Source organism: Streptomyces cacaoi (assembly GCF_006539165.1).
Lineage (GTDB): Bacteria > Actinomycetota > Actinomycetes > Streptomycetales > Streptomycetaceae > Streptomyces > Streptomyces cacaoi.
The window spans coordinates 40056-63203 of the sequence record NZ_BJMM01000010.1; the positions used below are offsets into that span (position 1 = coordinate 40056).

The 23148-nt window shown below is 73.4% G+C and carries 17 protein-coding genes; 13 read left to right on the plus strand and 4 right to left on the minus strand.

All coding sequences use genetic code 11. The annotated features are described in order from the left end of the window. Positions 1-14: 14 nt before the first annotated feature. The gene (locus SCA03_RS12270; RefSeq protein ID WP_086813863.1) at positions 15-1511 is read left to right on the plus strand and encodes a sensor histidine kinase; all 1497 of its coding nucleotides are present in this window, start codon (positions 15-17) and stop codon (positions 1509-1511) included. On the opposite strand, the gene SCA03_RS12275 is transcribed toward SCA03_RS12270, so the two are convergent. Then, positions 1490-2503 (minus strand): TAXI family TRAP transporter solute-binding subunit, encoded by a 1014-nt coding sequence (locus SCA03_RS12275; RefSeq protein WP_371863922.1) that lies wholly within the window; start codon positions 2501-2503, stop codon positions 1490-1492. The genes SCA03_RS12270 and SCA03_RS12275 overlap by 22 nt on opposite strands. A 216-nt stretch (positions 2504-2719) precedes the next feature. On the opposite strand from SCA03_RS12275, the gene miaB reads away from it, so the two are divergent. Further along, positions 2720-4249 (plus strand): tRNA (N6-isopentenyl adenosine(37)-C2)-methylthiotransferase MiaB, encoded by a 1530-nt coding sequence (miaB, locus tag SCA03_RS12280; RefSeq protein ID WP_030877163.1) that lies wholly within the window; start codon positions 2720-2722, stop codon positions 4247-4249. A 222-nt stretch (positions 4250-4471) separates the two neighbouring features. Beyond that, positions 4472-5179 (plus strand): class III extradiol dioxygenase subunit B-like domain-containing protein, encoded by a 708-nt coding sequence (locus SCA03_RS12285; RefSeq protein WP_086813861.1) that lies wholly within the window; start codon positions 4472-4474, stop codon positions 5177-5179. Between the two features lie 88 nt (positions 5180-5267). Here SCA03_RS12285 and SCA03_RS12290 read toward each other — a convergent pair whose 3' ends face one another. Further along, positions 5268-5537, minus strand: coding sequence for an antitoxin (locus SCA03_RS12290; RefSeq protein WP_030877161.1), 270 nt, complete (start codon positions 5535-5537; stop codon positions 5268-5270). 43 nt (positions 5538-5580) lie between these two features. Further along, positions 5581-5979, minus strand: coding sequence for a hypothetical protein (locus tag SCA03_RS12295; protein ID WP_051855928.1), 399 nt, complete (start codon positions 5977-5979; stop codon positions 5581-5583). 273 nt (positions 5980-6252) lie between these two features. On the opposite strand from SCA03_RS12295, the gene miaA reads away from it, so the two are divergent. The 6 genes from miaA to hflX all read left to right on the plus strand — a co-directional run bounded on the left by miaA (position 6253) and on the right by hflX (position 14484). Next, positions 6253-7167, plus strand: a complete 915-nt coding sequence (gene miaA / locus SCA03_RS12300) for a tRNA (adenosine(37)-N6)-dimethylallyltransferase MiaA (protein ID WP_030891565.1) — start codon at positions 6253-6255, stop codon at positions 7165-7167. Between the two features lie 108 nt (positions 7168-7275). After that, on the plus strand, positions 7276-7854 hold the full coding sequence (locus tag SCA03_RS12305) for a hypothetical protein (RefSeq protein ID WP_230988626.1): 579 nt from the start codon (positions 7276-7278) through the stop codon (positions 7852-7854). Between the two features lie 30 nt (positions 7855-7884). Continuing rightward, positions 7885-8781 carry a diaminopimelate epimerase gene (dapF, locus tag SCA03_RS12310; RefSeq protein WP_030891572.1) on the plus strand — a complete coding sequence of 299 codons (897 nt, stop codon included), beginning with the start codon at positions 7885-7887 and terminating at the stop codon, positions 8779-8781. A 192-nt stretch (positions 8782-8973) separates the two neighbouring features. After that, positions 8974-11109 (plus strand): RelA/SpoT family protein, encoded by a 2136-nt coding sequence (locus SCA03_RS12315; RefSeq protein ID WP_086813859.1) that lies wholly within the window; start codon positions 8974-8976, stop codon positions 11107-11109. 146 nt (positions 11110-11255) lie between these two features. Next, entirely contained in the window at positions 11256-12710 is a 1455-nt protein-coding gene (locus tag SCA03_RS12320; protein ID WP_086813857.1) for a M1 family metallopeptidase, read from the plus strand. A 274-nt stretch (positions 12711-12984) separates the two neighbouring features. Beyond that, positions 12985-14484, plus strand: coding sequence for a GTPase HflX (gene hflX, locus SCA03_RS12325; RefSeq protein ID WP_030877148.1), 1500 nt, complete (start codon positions 12985-12987; stop codon positions 14482-14484). 157 nt (positions 14485-14641) lie between these two features. On the opposite strand, the gene SCA03_RS12330 is transcribed toward hflX, so the two are convergent. Then, positions 14642-15841, minus strand: a complete 1200-nt coding sequence (locus SCA03_RS12330) for a trypsin-like serine peptidase (protein ID WP_086813855.1) — start codon at positions 15839-15841, stop codon at positions 14642-14644. A gap of 268 nt (positions 15842-16109) precedes the next feature. Between SCA03_RS12330 and SCA03_RS12335 the strand changes: the two genes are divergently transcribed. The 4 genes from SCA03_RS12335 (at position 16110) to SCA03_RS12350 (ending at position 23034) form a co-directional block, all read left to right on the plus strand. Continuing rightward, positions 16110-18215 (plus strand): IucA/IucC family protein, encoded by a 2106-nt coding sequence (locus SCA03_RS12335; RefSeq protein ID WP_230988613.1) that lies wholly within the window; start codon positions 16110-16112, stop codon positions 18213-18215. Positions 18216-18260: 45 nt separating this feature from the next. Next, the gene (locus SCA03_RS12340) at positions 18261-19019 is read left to right on the plus strand and encodes a GNAT family N-acetyltransferase (RefSeq protein WP_078875038.1); all 759 of its coding nucleotides are present in this window, start codon (positions 18261-18263) and stop codon (positions 19017-19019) included. Between the two features lie 99 nt (positions 19020-19118). After that, complete coding sequence (locus tag SCA03_RS12345) at positions 19119-20930, plus strand: IucA/IucC family protein (protein WP_086813851.1); 1812 nt, start codon at positions 19119-19121, stop codon at positions 20928-20930. Between the two features lie 133 nt (positions 20931-21063). Then, a complete protein-coding gene (locus SCA03_RS12350) occupies positions 21064-23034 on the plus strand; it encodes an ATP-dependent DNA helicase (RefSeq protein ID WP_030877137.1) in 1971 nt (656 codons plus the stop codon). The last annotated feature ends 114 nt before the right edge of the window (positions 23035-23148 follow it).

Below are 23148 nucleotides of genomic sequence, written 5' to 3' on the forward strand. Positions count from 1 at the left end.
GAAGCGGACAGCCTGTGCGCACACGCCTTCTCCCGCTGCTGATCCTGCTGTTCGCCGGGGTGCTGCTCGCCCTCGGTTTCCCCCTCGCGGTGGGGCGTGCACAGGCGCAGCAGCAGAAGGTGGTCGTGGACCGCATCGACGACACCGCCCGCTTCGCCTCGCTCGCCCAGTTCGTCACCGCGCCGAGCCGGCCCGACGAGCGCCGGGACACCCTGCGCAAGGAGCTGAAGCGGTACTTCGAGACGTACCGCATCCGGGCCGGCGTCTTCGACCGGAACGGCCGTGCGATGGCCGCGGCACCGTCGGACTGGCACGTCCCCAAGGAGTCCGGCAAGGGCGGGCCCGCCGCTTCGCGCGACCCGCGGGCCCGCGCCTTCGAGGAGGCGCTGGCCGGCCGCCGCAGTCACGACCCGCCGCAGGTGTGGCCCTGGCAGGACGATACCAGCCGGATCACCGTGGCCTCGCCGGTGATCCGGGACGGGGACGTGGCGGCCGTCGTGGTCATCGACTCGCCCACGGACGCGCTGCGTTCGCGTATCCGGCGCGACTGGCTGGCCGTCGGGGCGGGCGAGGCCGCCGCGATGCTGCTCGCCCTCGGTGCCGCGCTCCGGCTGACCGGATGGGTGCTCAAACCCGTCGCCACCCTGGACCGGGCGACGCACGAGATCGCCACCGGGACCTTCACCTCGCGGGTCGTCGCCGCGTCCGGGCCGCCCGAACTGCGGCGGCTCGTCAACTCGTTCAACGAGATGGCCGGCAACGTGGAGGATCTGCTGGAGCAGCAGCGCGCCTTCATCGCCGACGCCTCCCATCAGCTGCGCAATCCACTGGCCGCGCTGATCCTGCGTATCGAGCTGCTGGCGCTCGAACTGCCCGACGGGCACGAGGAGATCGCCTCCGTGCAGGCCGAGGGCAAGCGGCTGGCCCGGGTGCTCGACGATCTGCTGGACCTCGCACTGGCCGAGCACGCCGACGCCTCGCACGTCGAACTGGCCGACATCGCCGAGATCGCCGGCGAACGCGTGGCGGCCTGGCGGGCGAAGGCCGAGGAGAAGGGCGTGACGCTGGAGTCGGCGGGGCAGTCGGCGGCCACCGGATGGGCGGACCCCGTGGCGCTCTCCAGCGCGCTGGACGCGGTCGTCGACAACGCCGTGAAGTTCACCCCCGACGGCGGGGTGGTCACGGTCACCGTGCGGGCCGAGGGCGACGCGGTCACGGTGGAGACCGCCGACGGCGGCCCCGGGCTGACGGAGGAGGAGATGGAGCGGATCGGGGACCGCTTCTGGCGCAGCAACCGTCACCAGAACATCGCCGGCTCCGGGCTGGGGCTCTCCATCACCCGGGCCCTGCTGTCCGCCGGCGGCGCCCGGCTGTCGTTCGCGCACAACGAGCCGCGGGGGCTACGGGTTCTGATCACCGTGCCGCGGACGGCACCGGCCGGCCACCGCCCGGAGGCCGCCGCCCCGCCGGCTGCCGGCGGGCACGGCGCTCAGGGCTTGGCCGAGCGGTAGTAGTGCTCCGCGCCGTCGTGCAGCGGCACGGGGTCGGTGTAGATCGCCGTGCGCAGATCGACCTTCTGCGCGGCGTGCACCTGGCCGCCGATCTGGTCCCGGCTGTCGATGACGGAGCGGGTGATGCCCTCGGTGAGCGCGTCGTCGGTGCTGTCCGTCGTGACGAGGAGATTCGCGATCGCGACGGTCTTGACCGACTCCCCGCGCTGCACCTTCGGGTACGCGTCCGCCGGCATCACAGCTGCGCGGTAGTAGCGCATCCGCGGCTGCTGCCGGTGCAGTTCCGTCACCAGGTCGCCCAGCTGCACCAGGCGGATGGGCGTTTTCTTCGCCAGCTGTGTGACGGCCGCGGTCGGCAGTCCGCCCGACCAGAAGAAGGCGTCCAGCTTTCCCTCGGCCAGCAGCCCCGGCATCCGGTCGATCCCCGCGCGCACCGCCTCGACGTCCTCGTCCATGTCCAGGCCCGCCGCTTCGAGCAGCCGCGCGGTCACCAGCGAGACGCCGGAGCGCCGCTGCCCGACACCGACACGGAGCCCCCGCAGATCCTTGGCGCTGCGCACCCGGGAGCCGCGGGGCACGACCAGCTGCATGTAGTCGTCGTACAGCCGGGCGCAGGCCCGGATACGGGAGGCGTTCTTGCCGTGCCGGTCCCGGTAGTCGGCGAGCGCGTCGGCGGCGGTGATCGTGAAGTCCGCCTTTCCCGAGACGATCTGCTCGATGTTGTCCACGGAGCCCTGGCTGTGCCGGAGAGCCAGGGAGACCTCCGGCAGGTCATCGGACACCCGTTCCTTGAGCAGCTGGCCGTAGCGTTCGTAGACGCCGGTGCGCACACCCGTCGCCAGCCGGACCGTGCCGCTCGGCTGCGGCCCCGTGCGCGGCACCAGCCACCAGGCGAGCAGCCCGCACACCACGACGAGCGTGCCGAGCAGCCACGCCCCGCGCCGTACACGGGCGCGCGGCGCTCCTGCGGGAAGCACACGGAAGCCGGTCACGCCGGGATCCTGCCAGCCCGACGGCGGGAACGGGAGGGGCGGCGGCGGTTCCGCTTCGGCGGAGGTTCCACGGCCGCGTCCGGGAGCCCCGCCACCGCCCGCCGCGGTGCGTTCCCGCCGCGCCGCCGCACGTCCCGGCACGGCACGTTCCCTGCCCACTGCTGAGCCCGGAAACCGGTGCGGGAGCACCGTGCGCGAACGCCTACCCTTGTCTCCATGAGCAGCAGCGACCGGAGCCGGGCAGCAACGGATGTCAAGGGAACGTACGAGCTGCGCACCTTCGGGTGCCAGATGAACGTCCACGACTCCGAGCGGATGGCGGGCCTGTTGGAGGACGCCGGCTGGGTCCGCGCTCCGAAGGACGCGCAGGATGTGGCGGATCTCGTCGTCTTCAACACCTGCGCCGTGCGGGAGAACGCCGACAACAGGCTCTACGGAAATCTCGGCCAGCTGGCGCCGAAGAAGGCCGCGCGGCCGGGCATGCAGATCGCCGTCGGCGGCTGCCTCGCGCAGAAGGACCGCGAGACCATCGTGCAGAAGGCGCCCTGGGTGGACGTGGTCTTCGGCACGCACAACGTCGGCAAGCTCCCCGTGCTGCTGGAGCGGGCCCGCGTCCAGGAGGAGGCGCAGGTCGAGATCGCCGAGTCCCTGGAGGCGTTCCCCTCCACGCTGCCCACCCGACGGGAGAGCGCCTACGCGGCCTGGGTCTCCGTCTCCGTGGGCTGCAACAACACCTGCACCTTCTGCATCGTTCCGCAGCTGCGGGGCAAGGAGAAGGACCGCAGGCCCGGCGACATCCTGGCCGAGGTCGAGGCGCTGGTCGCCGAGGGCGTCAGCGAGATCACGCTGCTCGGCCAGAACGTCAACGCCTACGGCTCCGACATCGGCGACCGCGAGGCGTTCAGCAAGCTGCTGCGTGCCTGTGGCCGGATCGAGGGCCTGGAGCGCGTCCGGTTCACCTCGCCGCATCCGCGCGACTTCACCGACGACGTCATCGCCGCCATGGCCGAGACGCCGAATGTGATGCCCCAGCTGCACATGCCGTTGCAGTCCGGCTCCTCGCGGGTGCTGAAGGCGATGCGCCGCTCCTACCGCCAGGAACGCTTCCTCGGCATCATCGAGAAGGTCCGGGCCGCGATGCCCGAGGCCGCGCTCTCCACGGACATCATCGTCGGCTTCCCCGGCGAGACCGAGGAGGACTTCGAGGAGACGCTGCACGTCGTGCGCGAGGCCCGGTTCGCGCAGGCGTTCACCTTCCAGTACAGCAAGCGCCCCGGAACGCCGGCGGCCGAGATGGACGGCCAGGTGCCCAAGAAGGTCGTCCAGGAGCGCTACGAGCGGCTGGTGGCACTCCAGGAGGAGATCTCCTGGGAGGAGAACAAGAAGCAGGTGGGCCGCACCGTCGAGCTGATGGTCGCCGAGGGAGAGGGCCGCAAGGACGACGTCACCCGCCGGCTCTCCGGCCGGGCGCCCGACAACCGCCTCGTCCACTTCGCCCGCCCCGCCTCCGGCCCCGCGCTCCGCCCCGGCGACATGGCCACCGTCGAGATCACCTACGCGGCCCCGCACCATCTGCTGGCCGAGGGCCCCGTGCTCGACGTCCGGCGCACCCGGGCCGGCGACGCCTGGGAGCGGCGGCAGGCCGAGCCCGAGGCCGCACCCGACGGACAGGGCGTGCTGCTGGGGCTGCCGACGGTCGGCGTCCCCGCTCCGCTGCCGGCGGCGACGGGCTGCGCCCTGGACTGACCCGCGAGCCGGAGCGAAGACGCCGGGCCCCGGAGCGCCCGGGCGAGGGCTCCGGCCGGAGGCACCGCCCGGGCGCTCCCTCATCTGTGCGCAGGAAACGGGGCTCGGCCACGCCGTGCGCAGCTGATGCGGGTCCACACCGATCCGCCGGCTCCCACGGCCGGGTGAGTGCGGGCCGGGGCAGGGTGGGAGGTGCAGCCCGGGGCGCTTAAGCTGCGCGCCATGCTTGTCGCCGCTGCCGTATGCCCCTGTCCGCCGCTGCTCGTCCCCGAGGTCGCCGGAGGCGCCGCCGCGGAGATGGACCCGGCCCGTGCCGCCTGTTACGACGTCCTGGGCGTCCTCGCCGCCGCCCGCCCCGACCGCCTCTACGTCCTCGGCCCGGCGGACCAGGCCGGCCGCGGAACCCACCCGCAGGGTGCCCGGGGCTCCTTCGCGGGCTTCGGGGTCGCCCTGGAGGTGAGCCTCGGCAAGGGCGACCCGGCGCCGCGCCGGCTGCCGCCCTCGCTCGCGGTGGGCGCCTGGCTGCTGGAGCGCACCGAGTGGGACGGCGCCCCGGTGGAAGGTCTCGGCGTGGGCGAGCCGCTCAGCCGGGACCGCTGTGCGGACCAGGGCCGGGAGCTGGCGGCCTCGGCGGACCGGGTGGCCCTGCTGGTGATGGGCGACGGCTCCAACTGCCGCACGCTGAAGGCGCCGGGCTACTTCGACGAGCGGGCCGCGGCCTTCGACGCCGAGGCGGCCCGTGCCCTGGGCGCGGCCGACGTGGAGGCGCTGCTCGCCCTGGACGAGGAGCTGGCCTACGAGCTGAACGTGAGCGGCCGCTCGTCCTGGCAGACGCTGGCCGGTGCCGCGCAGGGCACCGATCTGGCCGGGCGGCTGCTGTACGACGAGGCGCCGTACGGGGTGGGCTACATGGTCGCCGGCTGGTCCTGACCTGCCGCAGGCAGTACGGGCAGTGGGGGTGTGCGCCGCACACCCCCACTGCCCGTACTGCCCGTATCCACGAGGCGCTCCGCGGTCTTCAGGAACCGGAGCCGCTCCCGCCGGGACCCTCGGAGCCGCCGCCCTGCTTGCCGGGGCCCTCGGAGCCGCCCCGGCCCGAGCCGCCGCCGCGCTGGTCGTCGGCGTACTTCTCGGCGGCCTCCTTCGCCTTCTGTGTGCCGGACTTGATCTTGTCGCTGTACTTGCCCTTGGTCCGGTCGTCAGCGGTCTGTGCGGCCTTGTCCAGGCCCTTCTGCACCTTGTCACCGTGCTTGCTCAGCATGTTCTTGACCGAGTCCATGAAACCCATCGCGGCCACCTTCCTTCCCGGCCGTCCGGGCTGCCCGGACGGCTCATTTGCGGGCGTTGTCACCGGTCCCGCTGTCGGCCGCGGCGTCGGCCGACTGCTGCTTGGGGATGCCGACGCCGCCGTCGGCCTCGGCCTCCTCCCGGGGCTGCGCCGTTGCCGTGTCCGGGTCGGCCGGCGGCTCCTGGGCCGGCTCGTCGTGCTCGCCGGCCGCGGCGGGAGCCGGCTTCTGCCCGACCGCGGGGGCGTTCTCGTCCCCGGCCGCCGGGCGGGCGCCGGCGGACGCCGGTGCGTCGTCCCCGGCGTCCCGGGAGGGGGCCGCGGAGGCGCCGGGGGCGTCGCCGCCGGTGTCCTGCTCCGCGGCGTCCGGTGCCGGACGTGCGGCGGCGGATCCACCGGGTGTCTTGCCGGAAGAACGACGGAGAAGCTTCGCAAAAACGCCCATATCTACTCCAGACCTTACTCGTGTGGGCGAAATCCCGCGCCTTGCGGAGCGTCCCTTTGCGCCGCCCCGGGGCACCGGTGCGGAAACCGGCTGTGGGAACCTCGCAACTGGCAACGACAGCCTTGGCCGCAGCGTCACGTCGCTCGTTCGGGAAGCGGCACCGGGATTTGCGAGACTTACGGCGTGAACGCAGCTGTCCCCTCTCCGTGTCCGAACCGGTCGCCGGGCCCCTCCGCGCACGCCTCCCCGCTTCGCTCCCGGGACCTCCCCCCGGTGCTCGCGGTCGTCGGCCCCACCGCCGCCGGCAAGTCCGACCTGGGGGTCTTCCTCGCACAGCAGCTGGGCGGAGACGTGATCAACGCGGACTCCATGCAGCTGTACCGCGGCATGGACATCGGTACGGCCAAGCTGACCGTCGAGGAGCGCCAGGGGGTCCCGCACCATCTGCTGGACATCTGGGACGTCACCGTCTCGGCGAGCGTCGCCGAGTACCAGCGGCTGGCCCGCGCCGAGATCGACCGGCTGCGCACCGCCGGGCGGGTGCCGGTCCTGGTCGGCGGCTCGGGCCTGTACGTGCGCGGCGCGCTCGACGCCATGGACTTCCCCGGCACCGATCCCGAGGTCCGGGCCCGGCTGGAGGAGGAGCTGGCCGAGCACGGTCCCGGGCCGCTGCACGCCCGGCTGGCCGCGGCGGACCCGGAGGCGGCCGCCGCCATCCTGCCGGGCAACGGGCGGCGCATCGTCCGTGCGCTGGAGGTCATCGAGATCACCGGCCGGCCGTTCACCGCGAACCTGCCGCGGCACGAGTACGTGTACCCGGACACGGTGCAGATCGGCGTCGACGTCGCGCGGCCGGAGCTGGATGAGCGGATCGCGGGCCGCGTCGACCGGATGTGGCAGGCGGGCCTGGTCGACGAGGTGCGCGCCCTGGTGGACGCGGGGCTCCGGGAGGGACGCACCGCTTCCCGTGCGCTCGGCTACCAGCAGGTGCTGGCGGCGCTGGCGGGGGAGTGCACCGAGGAGGAGGCGCGCGCCGAGACGGTCCGTGCCACCAAGCGTTTCGCACGCCGGCAGGACACCTGGTTCCGGCGTGACCCGAGGGTGCACTGGCTCAGCGGGGCCGTCGCGGATCGTGCGGAACTCCCGGGTGCCGCGCTGGCGTTGGTTGCGCGAGCGGTCACAGCCTGATCACGTCATGGCATCGGGAAGCCCAGCGTGACAATTCCGTTCTCTCCGGCGTGCCATCATCGAGCATCGTTCGAAGCCGTGATGCCGGAGTGGGGAGGGCGTGTGGCGATGGAGGCCGGCCCTCGTGACGACGACGGGACGCCCGTCCGCGGCGTGCCGCACGCCCGTGCGGGCTCAGCGGCGCACGACGTCCCCTCGCCCTCCGTTTCCGAACCGGCCGAGGAGCCAGGGCCGGAGCCCGCGCTCGGTCCCGGCGGTCTGCCGGAGGGCGAAGGAGACGATGCGGCCGGTGTGAACAGCGTGGACGGTGTGGACGGGGACGAGGCCGTGCTCGCCGAGCCCGTCGAACCGCAGGAGCTGCGCCCCGCCCGGAAGCTGCGGCTGTGGCAGCTGGCACCGGTCGTCTTCCTCTGCGCTCTCGGCTCGCTGATGTTCGCCTTTCCGCTCGCCTTCGAGCCCGGCGGGGGCTCCAGCACGGGCGCCGTCGTCTCGATGCTGGGGCTGCTGCTGTGCGGCTGCGGGGCGGGGTGGGGCGTGATGGCCGCCCGCCGGGTCGGGCACACCTGGCCGGGGCTGCCGGCGAGGGGCTCGGGCAGACGGCCGGACTGGCGGGTCGTCCTGGTGTACGCGGTGATCGTGTGCACGCTCGTCGTGCTGGCCTTCTGGCGGGTCGACCGGCTTCGGTGACCAGGCGCCCGCTCCCTTACGATCGATGCTGTGACCAGCGCGCAAGGAGTGCCCTTCCTCAAGGGACACGGCACCGAGAACGACTTCGTGATCATCCCGGATCCGGACGGGGAGCTGGAACTGTCCCCCGAGGCCGTGGCCCGGCTGTGCGACAGGCGGGCCGGTGTCGGCGCGGACGGCGTGCTGCGGGTGGTCCGCTCGGCCGCCCACCCGGAGGCCCGGCACATGGCGGCCGAGGCCGAGTGGTTCATGGACTACCGCAACGCCGACGGCTCCGTCGCCGAGATGTGCGGCAACGGCGCCCGTGTCTTCGCCCGCCATCTGGAGCGTGCCGGGCTGGTCGAGCCCGGCGATGTCGCCCTCGCCACCCGCGCGGGCATCCGGCGGGCGCACATCGCCAAGGAGGGCGGCGACGTCACCATCGGCATGGGCCGGGCGGAGCTCCCCGGTGGCACGGAGAGCACGGGAGACGCCGGCGCCGGACGGGTCCGGGTGAGCGCCGCGGGCCGGGAGTGGCCGGCGCGCAAGGTCGGGATGGGCAATCCGCACGCCGTCGCGTTCGTGACCGATCTCGCGGACGCGGGAAGCCTTCTGGACGCTCCCGGTGTCACCCCGCCCGATGCCTTCCCCGACGGCGTCAACGTCGAGTTCGTCGTGGACCGCGGGCCGCGGCACGTCGCGCTGCGGGTGCACGAGCGCGGCTCGGGGGAGACCCGCTCGTGCGGTACGGGTGCCTGCGCCGTGATGGTCGCGGCGGCCCGCAGGGACGGCGCCGACCCCGTCCGGGACGGCGTCCCGGCGAGCTACACGGTGGACGTGCCGGGCGGCCGCCTGGTGATCACCGAACGGACGGACGGCGAGATCGAGATGACCGGCCCCGCGGTGATCGTCGCGGAGGGCGTCCTCGACCCCGCGCTGCTGTCCTGAACGCCTGCTGGACGCTCCGGCCCGCCGGGCCGGAGAAGTGAGACAAGAGAGCTGAAGAGAGCCGTCGACCCGGTAAACATCGCACGATGGGGTGATCCCACTCACGCTGGGCCCGACCCCGTCACCGATGAGTGATGGGGTCGGCAGCACGGCACTCCCCGGACGGGGCGTGCCACCGAGCGGGAGGTGCCCATGAGTGCGGTGCGCAGTCTGCGAAAACTCAGCAGAGCGGCGCTGTTGGGCGCCACCTCCCGCAACGCGCTGCCGGACGCGCTCGAACACGTGGCCAAGGTGCACAGGGCGCACCACCCCCGGGCCGATCTCCGCCCGCTGCGCCGCGCCTACGTCCTGGCGGAGTCCTCGCACCGCGGTCAGATGCGCAAGAGCGGCGAGCCGTACATCACCCACCCCCTCGCCGTGACCCTGCTGCTGGCCCAACTCGGCGCCGAGACCACCACACTGACGGCGTCGCTGCTGCACGACACCGTCGAGGACACCGAGGTGACGCTGGAGCAGGTACGCGCCGAGTTCGGTGACGAGGTGTGCTATCTCGTCGACGGCGTCACCAAGTTGGAGAAGGTCGACTACGGAGCGGCGGCCGAATCCGAGACGTTCCGCAAGATGCTGCTGGCGACCGGCAACGATGTGCGCGTCATGTCGATCAAACTCGCCGACCGGCTGCACAACATGCGCACTCTCGGCGTCATGCGTCCGGAGAAGCAGGCCCGGATCGCCAAGGTGACCGCCGATGTGCTGATCCCGCTCGCCGAGCGGCTCGGCGTCCAGGCGCTCAAACGGGAGCTGGAGGACCTGGCGTTCGCCGTCCTCCAGCCCGAGGAGCACACCCGTACACGGGAGTTGATCCGCGAGCACACGGCGGACCCGGACCCGCTCACCGGCATCGCCTCCCGGGTGCGCCGGATGCTGCGCGAGGCCGGGATCGGGGCACAGGTGCTCATCCGCCCCCGGCACGCCCTCTCGGTGCACCGGCTGCGGCTCAAACGCGGGGACCGTGAGGGCCTGGGCCCCTGCGACTTCGGCCGGCTGCTGATCCTCGTCCAGGAGGACGCCGACTGCTACGCGGTGCTGGGCGAGCTGCACACCTGTTTCGCGCCGCTCGTCTCGGAGTTCAAGGACTTCATCGCGGTACCGAAGTTCAACCTCTACCAGTCGCTGCACACCGCCGTGGCCGACGAGGACGGGCAGGTCGTCGAGGTGCTGGTGCGCACCCGCCGGATGCACCGGGTCGCCGAGGCCGGTGTGATCGCGCTCGGCGACCCGCACGCGGCCGCCACCCGGCCCGAGGAGAGCACCGAGCAGCCCGGCGAACGGCGCGACCCCACCCGGCCCGGATGGCTCTCCCGGCTCCTGGAGTGGCAGAGCCACGCACCCGACGCCGACACCTTCTGGACCGAGCTGCGCGACGAGCTGGCCCAGGACCGCGAGATCACCGTCTACTGCGCCGTGCCGGGGCCCGACAGCCCCGCGGGCGAGGCGCTGCCGCTGCCCGCCGGTGCCACCTGCGTGGACGCCGCGTACGCCCTGCTGGGGCAGGCGGGCCACCGCTGCATCGGGGCCCGGCTCAACGGCAGGCTGGCGGCGCTGACCACCCCGCTGCGCGACGGCGACGGACTCCAGCTCTTCCTGGAGGCCCAGGGCACCGAGCCCTCGGGGCCGTCCCCCGAGTGGCTCGGCCATGTGCGCACCCCGGCGGCGCGCCTGGCCATCCGGCAGTGGCTGGCCGCTTCGGGGACGTCCGGCGGCGACGACCGGGAGCGGAAGCCGGAGGCCGGCGCGCCGGAAGCGGACGACCGCGCCCGGCGGGAGCCCGTGGCGCCGGCAGCCGGGGAACAGGCCGCCGGCGCCACCGAGTCGACGCCCGTCGTCCCGGGCCGGCCGGACGCCCCCGTCCGGCTCGCGCGCTGCTGCACACCGGTGCCGCCGGACGCCGTGACGGGCTTCGCGGTCCGCGGCGGCGCCGTCACCGTGCACCGGGACACCTGCCACGCCGTGACGCGGATGACGAGCGCGGGGCGCACCGCCCTGCCGGTCCGGTGGGAGCGCGGCACCGCCGGCTGCCGGGTCACGTTGCGCGCCGAGGCGTTCGGCCGGCCCCGGCTGCTGGCCGACCTCACGGAGACGATCGCCGCCGAGGGCGCGGCCGTCGTCGCCGCCGACGTCGAACCCCCGCGCGAGCAGCGGGTGCGGCACACCTACACGCTGCACCTCCCGGACGCCTCCGGGCTGCCCGCGCTGATGCGGGCCATGCGGCAGGTCCCCGGCGTGTACGACGTCACGCGCGCCGTGCACCGGGCCGCCGCCAACTGACCGTCCGCGCGCGGCTCCAGCCGACCCGCGAACGCGCCCCGCGCGCCCGCGCCGCCGTGCGCCCCCGGTGCCCCGCCGCACCCCGTTCGGGTGGACGGGCCCGGGCCGGGCCCGCGGCCGGCGACGGCGCTGGTAGCGATGACGGCATGTCCCTCACACCTTCACGCACCGTGAACAGGCCCCGCTGGGGCACCGCGGGGCTGACCTCCGTCGCCGTGCTGGCCCTCGTCGCAGCGGCCCTGCCGAAGCCCGCACCGGCCGGCATCGGCGACCGTCTCTTCCCGCATCTGGGGAACCCCGGCTATGACGTCCGCTCCTACGACATCGCCTTCCGCTACAGCGGCGACAACAGCAAGCCGCTGTCCGCCCGCACCCGGATCGACGCCCGGGTCACCGCGGACCGCATGGAGCGCTTCAACCTCGACTTCGCCTCCGGCAAGGTCCGCTCCGTCGAGGTCAACGGCCGGCCCGCCCGGTTCGCCAGCGCCGGGGAGGACCTCGTCGTCACCCCGCGGCAGCCCGTCACGCGCGGTACGCCGCTGCGTGTCGACGTGCGGCACACCAGCGATCCGAAGGCCCCCGAGGGCGGCTGGCTGCGTACCAAGGACGGCCTGGCCATGGCCAACCAGGCCGACGCGGCGCACCGGGTCTTCCCCTCCAACGACCATCCCGCGGACAAGGCCCGCTTCACCTTCCGGGTCACCGCGCCGCGTGAGCTGACCGTCGTCGCCGGGGGGCTGCCCGTCGGCCGGACCCGGGCGGGCGCCGACACGGTGTGGACGTACCGCTCCGCGCATCCGATGGCCACGGAGCTGGCCCAGGTGTCCATCGGCCGCTCCGCTGTGCTGCGTTCCACCGGCCCGCACGGGCTGCCGCTGCGGCACGTCGTCCCCGAGAAGCAGCGCAAGGCGCTGAAGCCCTGGACGGACCGGACGCCGCGGCAGATCGCCTGGATGGAGCGGCACGCGGGGCGCTACCCGTTCGAGACCTACGGGGTGCTCGCCGCCGAGGCACAGACGGGCTTCGAGCTGGAGACACAGACGCTCTCGCTGTTCGAGCGCCATGTGTTCACCTCCGACGGGTACCCGGACTGGTACAAGGAGGCACTGATGGTGCACGAACTCGCGCATCAGTGGTACGGCGACAGCGTCACCCCGCGCAGGTGGACCGATCTGTGGCTCAGCGAGAGCCAGGCCACCTGGTACGAGTGGCTCTACGGCGCCGAGCGGGGCGGCCCCTCGCTGGAGCGCAAGGCACGCGAGGCGTACCGGCAGTCGAACGCCTGGCGGAAGAGCTACGGCCCGCCCGCCCGGCTGAAGGCGGCGAAGGGCGGCGGCAAGCTCCAGCTGTTCAGCAACATCGTCTACGACGGTTCGGCGCTCGTGCTGTACGCGCTGCGGCAGCACATCGGGGAGCGGGCCTTCGCCGAGGTCGAGCGGGCCTGGCCGCAGCGGTACCGGGACGGCAACGCCTCGACGGCGGACTTCATCGCGCTGGTCGACGAGGTCTCCGGGAAGGACAGCACCGCGTTCCTGAAGCGGTGGCTGTACGGCACCAGGACGCCGCCGATGCCGGGGCACCCGGACTGGAAGAGCGCATGACGGGGGCTCCCGGGCGCAGCGACCGCGTGCGCCCGGGAGCCCCCGACGGCCCGGGCGAGGGGCACCGCGGCGCAAACCGGGTGACTCCGCCTCCCGGCCGTGCGACCATCTGTGTCGTCCGCGCCCGGGCCCGACCGGCCCCGGCGCGGCGGGCCGGGCCCGCGGGGCGGCCGGGGGCGGGAATCTTCCCCTCGCCGGATGCGTTGTCCCGGTACGGCGCGCAGGCCGCTGCCGGCGGCCCGTGCCCCTCATCCCTCCTACATTAAGGATCCACTTGACCCTCTCTTCCTCCCTTCCACAGAACGGCCAGCGCACCGACCGGATGGACCGGAACACCCGCCGAGCCGACGCCCTGATGGAAGAGGACGTCGCTCTGAGTCACGTGATCGACGAGAACCGTGACGGTGACCAGTTCGACCGCTCCGAGAGGGCGGCGCTGCGGCGCGTGGCGGGCCTGTCCACCGAGCTGGAGGACGTCACAGAGGTCGAGTACCGGCAGCTGCGCCTGGAGCGTGTGGTGCTGGTCGGCGTCTGGACGTCCGGCACGGCGGCCGACGCGGAGAACTCCCTGGCGGAGCTGGCCGCGCTGGCCGAGACGGCGGGCGCCCATGTGCTCGACGGTGTGATCCAGCGGCGCGACAAGCCCGACGCGGCCACCTACATCGGCTCCGGCAAGGCCTCCGAGCTGCGGGACATCGTCCTGGAGACGGGCGCCGACACGGTGGTGTGCGACGGCGAGCTGACGCCGGGCCAGCTCATCCACCTCGAAGACGTCGTCAAGGTCAAGGTCGTCGACCGTACGGCGCTGATCCTCGACATCTTCGCGCAGCACGCCAAGTCCCGTGAGGGCAAGGCGCAGGTGGCGCTGGCGCAGATGAACTACATGCTGCCGCGGCTGCGTGGCTGGGGTCAGTCCCTGTCCCGGCAGATGGGCGGCGGCGGTTCCGGTTCCGCGGGCGGCGGTATGGCCACGCGCGGTCCCGGTGAGACGAAGATCGAGACCGACCGGCGACGGATCCGCGAGAAGATGGCCAAGATGCGCCGGGAGATCGCGGAGATGAAGACCGGCCGGGACGTCAAGCGGCAGGACAGGCGCCGCAACAAGGTCCCCTCGGTCGCGATCGCCGGGTACACCAACGCGGGCAAGTCCTCGCTGCTGAACCGGCTCACGGGCGCGGGTGTCCTGGTGGAGAACGCGCTGTTCGCCACGCTCGACCCCACCGTCCGCAAGGCCGAGACGCCCAGTGGCCGCGCCTACACCCTGGCGGACACGGTGGGCTTCGTGCGCCACCTGCCGCACCACCTGGTGGAGGCGTTCCGCTCCACGATGGAGGAGGTCGGCGAGTCCGATCTCATCCTGCACGTGGTCGACGGCGCGCACCCCTCGCCGGAGGAGCAGCTCGCCGCGGTCCGTGAGGTGATCCGGGACGTGGGCGCCGCCGAGGTGCCGGAGATCGTCGTCGTCAACAAGGCGGACGCGGCGGATCCGCTCGTCCTCCAGCGTCTGCTGCGTGCCGAGAAGCACGCGCTGGCGGTCTCGGCCCGCACGGGCCAGGGCGTCGACGAACTGCGGGAACTGATCGACACCGAACTGCCGCACCCGTCGGTGGAGCTGGAGGTCCTGCTGCCCTACACCGAGGGCAAGCTGGTCTCCCGGGTGCACAGCCAGGGCGAGGTGCTCTCCGAGGAGCACACCGGGCAGGGCACGCTGCTCAAGGCCCGGGTGCACGAGGAACTGGCGGGCGAGCTGCGCCGGTTCCAGCCGGTGGCCTGAGCCGCCGGTCGCCCGACGACGAACAGGCCCCGTCCCTCGGTACGAGGGGCGGGGCCTGTGTCATGCGCGCGCGTCCCGGGCGCAGCGTGGAGAGCGTGCCCGGGGGCCGCCCGCGAGTCGGCGGTGCGCCGGGCACGGACGCCCGGCGCACACCGGTTCAGCTCTGCCGGCTGACCGCGTCGAAGACGGCCTTCGCCTCCTTGCCCAGGCGGGCGCCGGCGAGCCAGTCGGCCGTCACCGGGCCGATGGAGGTGACCGACAGCAGGTGCTTGCCGGAGGCGTCCAGCCACGGGCCACCGGAGGAACCGGCCGTCATGGTGCAGCCGGCGCGGTACATCGTGGGCTGATCCGGGTCGAGGGTGAGCCGCGCGGGCCGGCCCTCGCAGTGGTACATCTTCGAGCCGTCGAAGGGGCGTGCCGCCGGGTAGCCGACGGCGTCGAGGGAACGCAGCGACTTCACCCGCGGAGTGGCGAAGCTGACCTCGACGGCGTTGCCGGTCTTCTCCTCCAGCGAGGTGCTGCTCCGGTCCTCCGGCTGGACCTGGATGACGGCGAAGTCCTGCGGGGCGCCCTTGCCGCCCTGCTCGGCACCGTTGTTGATCCAGTGGTCGGTCGTCCGCGCGTGCTTGGCCCACCAGATGCCGTGCGGCGCGACCTGGTCCTTCGGGGCCGTCTCCAGCTGAGCGTTGGGCAGGCCCTGCGGGTTGTAGTCCGGCACGAAGACGACGTTGCGGTACCAGCCCTTGCCCTTGCCGCCGTGCACGCAGTGCCCCGCGGTGGCCACCAGGTTGGACTTGCCCGGGTGGCGCGGGTCCTTCACCACGGCGCCCGAGCAGACCATCGCGCCCTTGGGGGTGTCCATGAACACCTTGCCGACCGGCAGTCGGTCCTGGTCGTAGGGCGTCGGGACGGGAGCCGCCCGGACGGCCTTCGGCGTGGGGTCGGTCACGCCCTCGTCCTCGCCGGTGCCGTCGCTGCCGCCGCTCTCACCGCTGTCGATGTCCGAGTCGTCGACCTTGCGGTCGTTGCCGTCCGCGTCCTTCATGCGGTCGGGGTCCCACAGGTCCTTGATGATCGGGTTGAAGAACTCCTTGGCCTCGCTGAGCCACTTGTCCCTGTCCCAGTTCTTCCACTCCCCGTTGCGCCACTTGTCCAGGTCGTCGAGGGAGGTCGGCAGGTCCTTGGGGAGGTCGTCGGGCAGGCCGGACTCTTCCTTCGCGGAGCTCGATGCCGAGGGCTTCTCGTCGGCCTTGTCGTCCTCCGGACCGCAGGCGGTGGCCGTCACCGCCAGTGCGACCACGGCCGCCGCCGCGGCCAGCGCCGCACGGGCCCGTGCGGGCCTGGCTATGGATGGCATGCGTGAAATCCCCCTGAACTGGATCGAGCCTGTGGACTTGTCATGCACCTCGCCGGGAGGGGCGGCTCCCCACTATGCCCGGTGGAAAGGGGGACGGGCACGGCAGGGTCCCCGGTTCCGCAGGCGGACGACCGGCGACGACGCACCCGTCACGGGGTGAGCGATCTTCAACACGCCCGTGATCCCTGCTCGTTCGTTTCGTTGGTACATGCGGGGGACAGTGGCCCGCTGCCCTGCGGCCCAGTCGACACCATCGGAGGAAAGCTCAGTGAACGTCCGCTCCGAAGCCGAAGGCGCCCCGAAGGGTCCGGTCCGCAAGCGGCTCGCCCGGCTCATCGAGCCGGCTGTCCCCCGGCAGGCCCGTCGCGCCGGCCGCCCGGAGGAGCTGGGCACGTCCTCCGGGTACGGGCTCCCCTCCGGTGCGCCCCTCGCCGACGCTCTCGGCGGCCCCTCCGCCTACACCTCGGTGCCCGTCCCGCGGCAGGCGGCCGACGCCCGGCCCGCACCGGGAACCGCGGTGCCGCCGCCCGGTCGCGAGGTCGCGGCGCCGCCGCAGGCGCACCCGGAGCCGGCCGCGGCCGGGCAGCCCGGTGTGGCGGCGGATCCGCTGGAACATCCGCAGGTCCCGGTGGCCGCCGACGCCGCCGGGGTGGAGAGCCTGCTGCGCTGCTGGGTGCGGGAGACCGGCGCCGGGCTCGCCCCGGACGGCACGCTGCGGCTCCCGCTCGACGCCATCGGGGCGACGCTCGTCGTCCCCGTCCGGTACTGGTCGCCCGTCGGCTACCACCGCTTCGGCCGTCCCCGGCTGGAGGGGGAGAGCGACTCCGCGCCGCCGATGAACGCCGTCGCGCTCGCGGCGCTCCTCGGCCGCGAGGCCGCGCACGCCGCCGCCGACGCTCCCGAGGCGGAGAGCGCGGCACTGGTGGGCCGCGTCGCCGACTCCGTGCAGCGCACCGCGCAGTTCCTCGCCGACCGGCGGACGTGCCCCCGGGTCCCGGACGGCACCGGCCCGTTCCTCGCCGGCGAGCAGGCACTGCTGTTCGGCCACCCCCTCCACCCGACGCCCAAGAGCCGCGAGGGGCTCTCGGAAGCCGAGTCGCGGGCCTTCTCGCCCGAGACCCGGGGCCGCTTCCCGCTGCACTGGATGGCCGCCGACCGCTCCGTGCTGGCCGGCGAGTCCGCCTGGACGGAGCGCGGCCGGCCGGTCGCAGCCGACGATCTGGCCACCCGCGTCGCCGGTCCCTGGCCCGCCCGCCGGCTGCCCGCCGGCACCGTTCCCGTGCCGCTCCACCCGTGGCAGGCGCGGGAACTGCGTCATCTGCCCGAGGTGACACAGCTGTTGGAGTCCGGACTGCTGCACGACCTGGGCCAGGGCGGCGAGTTGTGGTACCCCACCTCGTCCGTGCGGACCGTCACCCAGCCCGGCGGCACGGCGATGCTCAAGCTGTCCCTCGGGCTGCGCATCACCAACTCCCGCCGGGAGAACCTCCGCAAGGAGCTGCTGCGCGGCGTCGAGGTGCACCGGGTGCTGCGCAGCGGGCTCGGTCAGGAGTGGCGTGCCGCGCACCCCGGGTTCGACATCGTGCGCGACCCGGCCTGGCTGGGCATCGACGTGCCCGGCACCGGCCGGTTGCCCGGGTTCGACACGGTCATCCGGCACAACCCCTTCGGCCCGGAGGACGACGCCGTCTGCGTCGCGGGGCTGACCGCGCCCGTGCCCGCGGCCGACGGGCCGCCGGAGACGCTCCGCTCGCGGCTCCAGGACGTCGTCGAGACGCTCGCGCAGCGCACCGGGCGGCCCCGCACGGCCGTCGCCGCCGAGTGGTTCCTGCGCTACCTGGACGTCGTCGTCCGGCCGGTGCTGTGGCTCGACGGCCACGCCGGTATCGCGCTGGAGGCGCACCAGCAGAACACGCTCGTTCTGCTGGACGCCGACGGCTGGCCCACCGGCGGCCGTTACCGCGACAACCAGGGCTACTACTTCCGCACCTCGCGCCGCGCCGAGCTGGAACAGCGGCTGCCCGGCGCGCGGGTCGGGGAGGCCAGCGACACCTTCGTGGCGGACGACGTCATCGACGAGCGCTTCGCCTACTACCTGGGCATCAACAACGTGCTCGGCCTCATCGGCGCCTTCGGGTCGCAGCAACTCGCCGACGAGCAGCTGCTGCTGGCGGCCTTCCGGCGCTTTCTGGAGCGGGCGGCGGCCGGCACGGACGGCGAGCCCGTCTCGCCCCTGCCGCGGCTGCTGCTGGAGGCGGGCTCCCTGCGCTGCAAGGCCAATCTGCTGACCCGGCTGCACGGCATGGACGAACTCGTCGGGCCCGTGGACACCCAGTCCGTCTACGTCACGCTCAGCAACCCGCTCGCCCACTGACCGCCGCCCGTCGCCCGGGCTCCCGCACCGCAAGGAGACCCCGTCATGGTCTTGCCGCAACCGCACTCCGGCGCAGCGCGCGCGGCGGAGCACCCCGGCACCGGCACGATGGAGCCCGGCGCGTCCCTCCGCGACGACGAGGACACCCTCGATCTGGAGATCCCCGAAGAACTCAAGCAGCTGTCCGCGGGGCGCGTGCACCCCGGCAGACGCCCGGCCGCCACCGCGCCGGGCGGCCTGCTGGACGCGCCCGCCGACTGGCCGGCCGTCGCCACGCCCGCCGGGCTGTTCCGGTTCGCCGCGGTCGAGCCGGCACGTGATCTGCCGCTGATCACCGCGTGGATGAACGATCCCGCAGTGGCCGCCTTCTGGGAACTGGCGGGCCCGCCCGAGGTCACCGCGGCACATCTGCGGCCGCAGATCGAGGGCGACGGGCGCAGCGTCCCCCTGCTCGGTCTGCTCGACGGCGTTCCCATGAGCTACTGGGAGCTGTACCGCGCCGATCTCGACCCCCTCGCCCGGTACTGCCGCACCCTGCCCCACGACACCGGCGTCCATCTGCTGCTCGGCCGTGCCGCCCACCGGGGCCACGGCACCGGCACGGCCCTGCTGCGCGCCGTCGCCGACCTCGTCCTCGACCGGCGGCCGCGGTGCTCGCGGGTGCTGGCCGAACCCGATCTGAGCAACACCCCCTCGGTGGCCGCCTTCCTGAGCGCCGGCTTCCGGCTGAGCGCCGAGGTGGAACTGCCGGACAAACGCGCGGCCCTGATGGTCCGGGACCGCGTGCTGCGCGAGGCGCTCTGAGCGGTGGAACGCGTGCGTCACCGGCTGGTTCCACCCCTCGGCGCCCCTTCGCACTCCGTAGCGCTCTGACCCCCGTCCCCTCCCACAAGGAGCAATTCCGTGCACCCAGCGTCTCCCGGATCCTCCAACGACTGCGCACCGCTAGCCGTGCCCGCCGGCCTCGAACCGCAGCACTGGCGACTGGCCGCCCGACGACTGCTCGCCAAAATGCTCTCGGAGTTCTCCTACGAGGAGGTGCTCCAGCCGCAACCCGCCCCGGAGGAGGCTTCCTCCGGGGCGTACGTCCTTCCGGTGGACGACGAGCTGACCGTCCGCTTCCGCGCCCGCCGCGGCGCCTACGGGCACTGGAACATCGACGCCAAGTCGCTGGACGAGAGCCTGGATCCGCTCGCCTTCCTCGTCCGTGCCCGCTCCCTGCTCGGCCTCGGCAGCGACACCACCGGCCACTATGTGCGCGAGCTGACCGCCACCCTCACCGCCGACGCCCGTCTGCTCGCCGGCGACCTGCCCGCCGCCGACCTCGCCGACCTCGGCTACGCGGAGCTGGAGGGCCACATGGCCGGGCACCCGTGGCTGGTGGCGAACAAGGGCCGGCTGGGCTTCTCCGCCGACGACACCGCCGCATGGGCCCCCGAGGCCCGCAGCGCCCGCCCCCTGCCGTGGATCGCCGTACGCCAGGGGCCCGGGGGCCTCGCCGGCTACCGCGGCCTGGACGGCCTGGCCACCGCGCACCGGCTGTACGCCAGGGAGCTGGGGCCGCGCACCCTGCTGGACTTCCACGAACTGCTGCGCGCACGCGGCCTGTCGCCGCAGGACTACCTGTATCTGCCGGTGCACCCCTGGCAGTGGGACGAGACGATCGCGCCCCTGTTCGCCCCCTCCCTCGCCGACAACACCGTCGTCCCGCTGACCACCGACGGGGATCTGCGGCTGCCCCAGCAGTCCATCCGCACCTTCCTCAACGTCAGCAGGCCCGACCGGCTCACCGTCAAGCTCCCGCTGGCCATCCTCAACACCCTTGTCTGGCGCGGCCTTCCGACCGAACGCACGCTCGCGGCGCCCGCCGTCACCGCGTGGATGCAGGCGGTGCGCGACCAGGACCCGTTCCTGGCCGAGGAGTGCCGCGTCATCCTGCTGGGCGAGGTCGCCTCCGTGGCGGTCCGGCACCCGCTCTACGACGACATGGCCGAAGTGCCCTACCAGTACCGCGAACTGCTCGGCTGCATCTGGCGCGAGCCGCTGGCCCCCTATCTGGACCCCGGTGAGCGCGCCCGCACCCTCGCCGCGCTCATCCACACCGACGCGGGCGGACGCGCGGTCACGACCGAACTCGTGGCCCGCTCCGGCCTGGAGCCGCGGGTGTGGCTGCGCCATCTGTTCGCGGCTCTGCTTCCGCCGCTGCTGCACTTCCTCTACCGCTACGGCACGGTCTTCTCGCCGCACGGGGAGAACGCGATCGTCGTCTGCGACGAGCGGGACGTGCCGGTACGGCTGGCGATCAAGGACTTCGTGGACGACGTGAACGTCAGCGCCGAGTCCGTCCCCGAGCTGGACACCATGCCCACGGAGGTGAGCGAGGTCCTGCTGACCGAACCGCCCGCGTTCCTCACCCAGTTCATCCACTCCGCGCTCTTCGTGGGCGTCTTCCGTTATCTCGCTCCGCTGTGCGAGGAACAGCTCGGTGTCCCGGAGGACGAGTTCTGGTCCCTCGTCCGCGCCGAGATCGACCGCTACCACGGGCGCTTCCCCGCCCTGAAGCCCCGGTTCGAGACCTTCGATCTGCTGACCCCCCGCATCGAACGCCTCTGTCTCAACCGCAACAGGCTGCATCTGGACGGTTACCGCGACCTCGCGGAGCGTCCGCACGCGGCCGTGCACGGCACCGTGCGCAATCCCCTCCACGGGCCGTGACGCCCCGCCGCCCGGCCGGCGTCGCGGCCCGGGACCGGCCCCAGGCGCGAGAGCGGCGGGAGTGGCCGAAACCGTGGGCGGCGCGGGCATCGCCCGGCGGGCTGTCGGTGCCGCCGCGTAGGGTGTCTGGTCTATGAGCAAGCCCGCCCTCACCGAACTGCTCCACGCCGCTGTCGCCGCCGTCGGCGGTACGGAGCGCCCAGGCCAGGCAGCCATGGCCGAAGCCGTCGCCGAGGCCGTCCAGGACGGTCGTCATCTCCTCGTGCAGGCGGGCACGGGCACCGGGAAATCGCTCGGCTATCTCGTCCCGGCGCTGGCACACGGGGACCGCGTCGTGGTCGCCACGGCCACGCTCGCGCTCCAGCGCCAGCTCGTCGAGCGCGATCTGCCGCGCACGGTCGACGCCCTGCATCCGCTGCTGCGCCGGCGCCCCCAGTACGCCATGCTCAAGGGCCGGTCCAACTACGTCTGCCTGCACCGGCTGCACGAGGGCGTGCCGCAGGAGGAGGACGACGGCCTCTTCGACCCGTTCGAGAGCGCCGAGCCCACCTCCCGCCTGGGCAAGGACCTGCTGCGCCTGCGGGACTGGTCGGACGAGACGGAGACGGGCGACCGCGACGATCTCACGCCGGGCGTCTCCGACCGTGCCTGGGCGCAGGTCTCGGTCTCCTCGCGCGAGTGCCTGGGCGCCTCGAAGTGCGCCTACGGCGCCGAGTGCTTCGCCGAGGCCGCCCGCGAGCGGGCCAAGCTCGCCGACGTGATCGTCACCAACCACGCACTGCTGGCCATCGACGCCATCGAGGGCGCCCCGGTCCTGCCGGGCCACGACGTGCTGATCGTCGACGAGGCGCACGAACTGGTCTCCCGCGTCACCGGTGTGGCCACCGGGGAGCTGACCCCGGGCGCGGTCAACCGGGCGGTGCGCCGCGCCGCCAAGCTGGTCGACGAGAAGGCCGCCGATCAGTTGCAGACCGCGTCGGAGACCTTCGAACGCCTCATGGAGCTGGCGCTGCCCGGCCGTCTGGAGTCCCTTCCCGAGGATCTCCAGTACGCACTGATGGCGCTGCGCGACGCGGGCCGCACCTGTCTGAGCGCGCTGGAGAACACCCGGGACTCCTCCGTGCAGGACGAGGACGCCGTGCGCAAGCAGGCCCGCGCCTCGGTGGAGAACGTCCACGACGTCGCCGAACGCATCCTGCTCGACTCGGAGTTCGACGTCGTCTGGTACGAGCGGAACGAGCGGTTCGGCGCGTCGCTGAGGGTGGCGCCGCTCACCGTCGCCGGGCTGCTGCGCGAGAAGCTGTTCGCCGACAGATCGGTCGTCCTCACCTCGGCCACCCTCAAGCTCGGCGGGGACTTCAACGGCGTCGGCGCCTCACTGGGCCTCGCCCCCGAGGGCCTGGGGGAGGAGGCGGGCGAGACCCCGCCCTGGCGCGGGCTGGATGTCGGTTCCCCGTTCGACTACCGCAAGCAGGGCATCCTCTACGTCGCCTCGCACCTCTCGCCGCCCGGCCGGGACGCCTCGCGCTCGGACATGCTGGACGAGCTGGCGGAGCTGGTGGAGGCGGCCGGCGGACGCACCCTGGGCCTCTTCTCGTCCATGCGCGGCGCCCGTACGGCGGCCGAGGAGCTGCGCGGCCGTCTCGGGACGCCGATCCTGCTCCAGGGCGAGGAGACGCTGGGCGAGCTGATCCGCCGGTTCGCCGAGGACGCGGAGACGTGTCTGTTCGGCACGCTGTCGCTGTGGCAGGGCGTCGATGTGCCGGGCGTCAACTGCCAGTTGGTGGTGATGGACAGGGTGCCCTTCCCCCGCCCCGACGACCCGCTGATGAGCGCCCGGCAGAAGGCCGTCGAGGAGGCCGGCGGCAACGGCTTCATGGCCGTCGCGGCCACGCACGCCGCGCTGTTGATGGCGCAGGGCGCCGGCCGGCTGGTGCGGGCGACGGGGGACAGGGGCGTGGTCGCCGTGCTGGATCCCCGCCTGGAGCGCGCCCGTTACGGCGGCTTCCTGCGCGCCTCGATGCCGGACTTCTGGTACACGACGGACCGCAACCAGGTGCGCCGCTCCCTGGCCGCCATCGACGAGGCGGCCAAGCGCTCCTGAGCACGGCGCAGGCCCACGCCCGTGCGGCACCCGGGCGCGGGCACGAAGAAGGGCCGCCGGTTCCGGTGGGAGGGAATCAGCGGCCCAAGGCCCCGCGTGCGGCGGGGCGGACGG

Coding starts and splice junctions, on each gene's coding strand:
- miaB (WP_030877163.1), top strand. CDS start 2,720: ATGAGCAGCAGCGACCGGAGCCGGGCAGCAACGGATGTCAAGGGAACG.
- SCA03_RS12285 (WP_086813861.1), top strand. CDS start 4,472: ATGCTTGTCGCCGCTGCCGTATGCCCCTGTCCGCCGCTGCTCGTCCCC.
- SCA03_RS12290 (WP_030877161.1), bottom strand. CDS start 5,537: ATGGGTTTCATGGACTCGGTCAAGAACATGCTGAGCAAGCACGGTGAC.
- SCA03_RS12295 (WP_051855928.1), bottom strand. CDS start 5,979: ATGGGCGTTTTTGCGAAGCTTCTCCGTCGTTCTTCCGGCAAGACACCC.
- SCA03_RS12305 (WP_230988626.1), top strand. CDS start 7,276: ATGGAGGCCGGCCCTCGTGACGACGACGGGACGCCCGTCCGCGGCGTG.
- SCA03_RS12315 (WP_086813859.1), top strand. CDS start 8,974: ATGAGTGCGGTGCGCAGTCTGCGAAAACTCAGCAGAGCGGCGCTGTTG.
- SCA03_RS12320 (WP_086813857.1), top strand. CDS start 11,256: ATGTCCCTCACACCTTCACGCACCGTGAACAGGCCCCGCTGGGGCACC.
- SCA03_RS12330 (WP_086813855.1), bottom strand. CDS start 15,841: ATGCCATCCATAGCCAGGCCCGCACGGGCCCGTGCGGCGCTGGCCGCG.
- SCA03_RS12340 (WP_078875038.1), top strand. CDS start 18,261: ATGGTCTTGCCGCAACCGCACTCCGGCGCAGCGCGCGCGGCGGAGCAC.
- SCA03_RS12350 (WP_030877137.1), top strand. CDS start 21,064: ATGAGCAAGCCCGCCCTCACCGAACTGCTCCACGCCGCTGTCGCCGCC.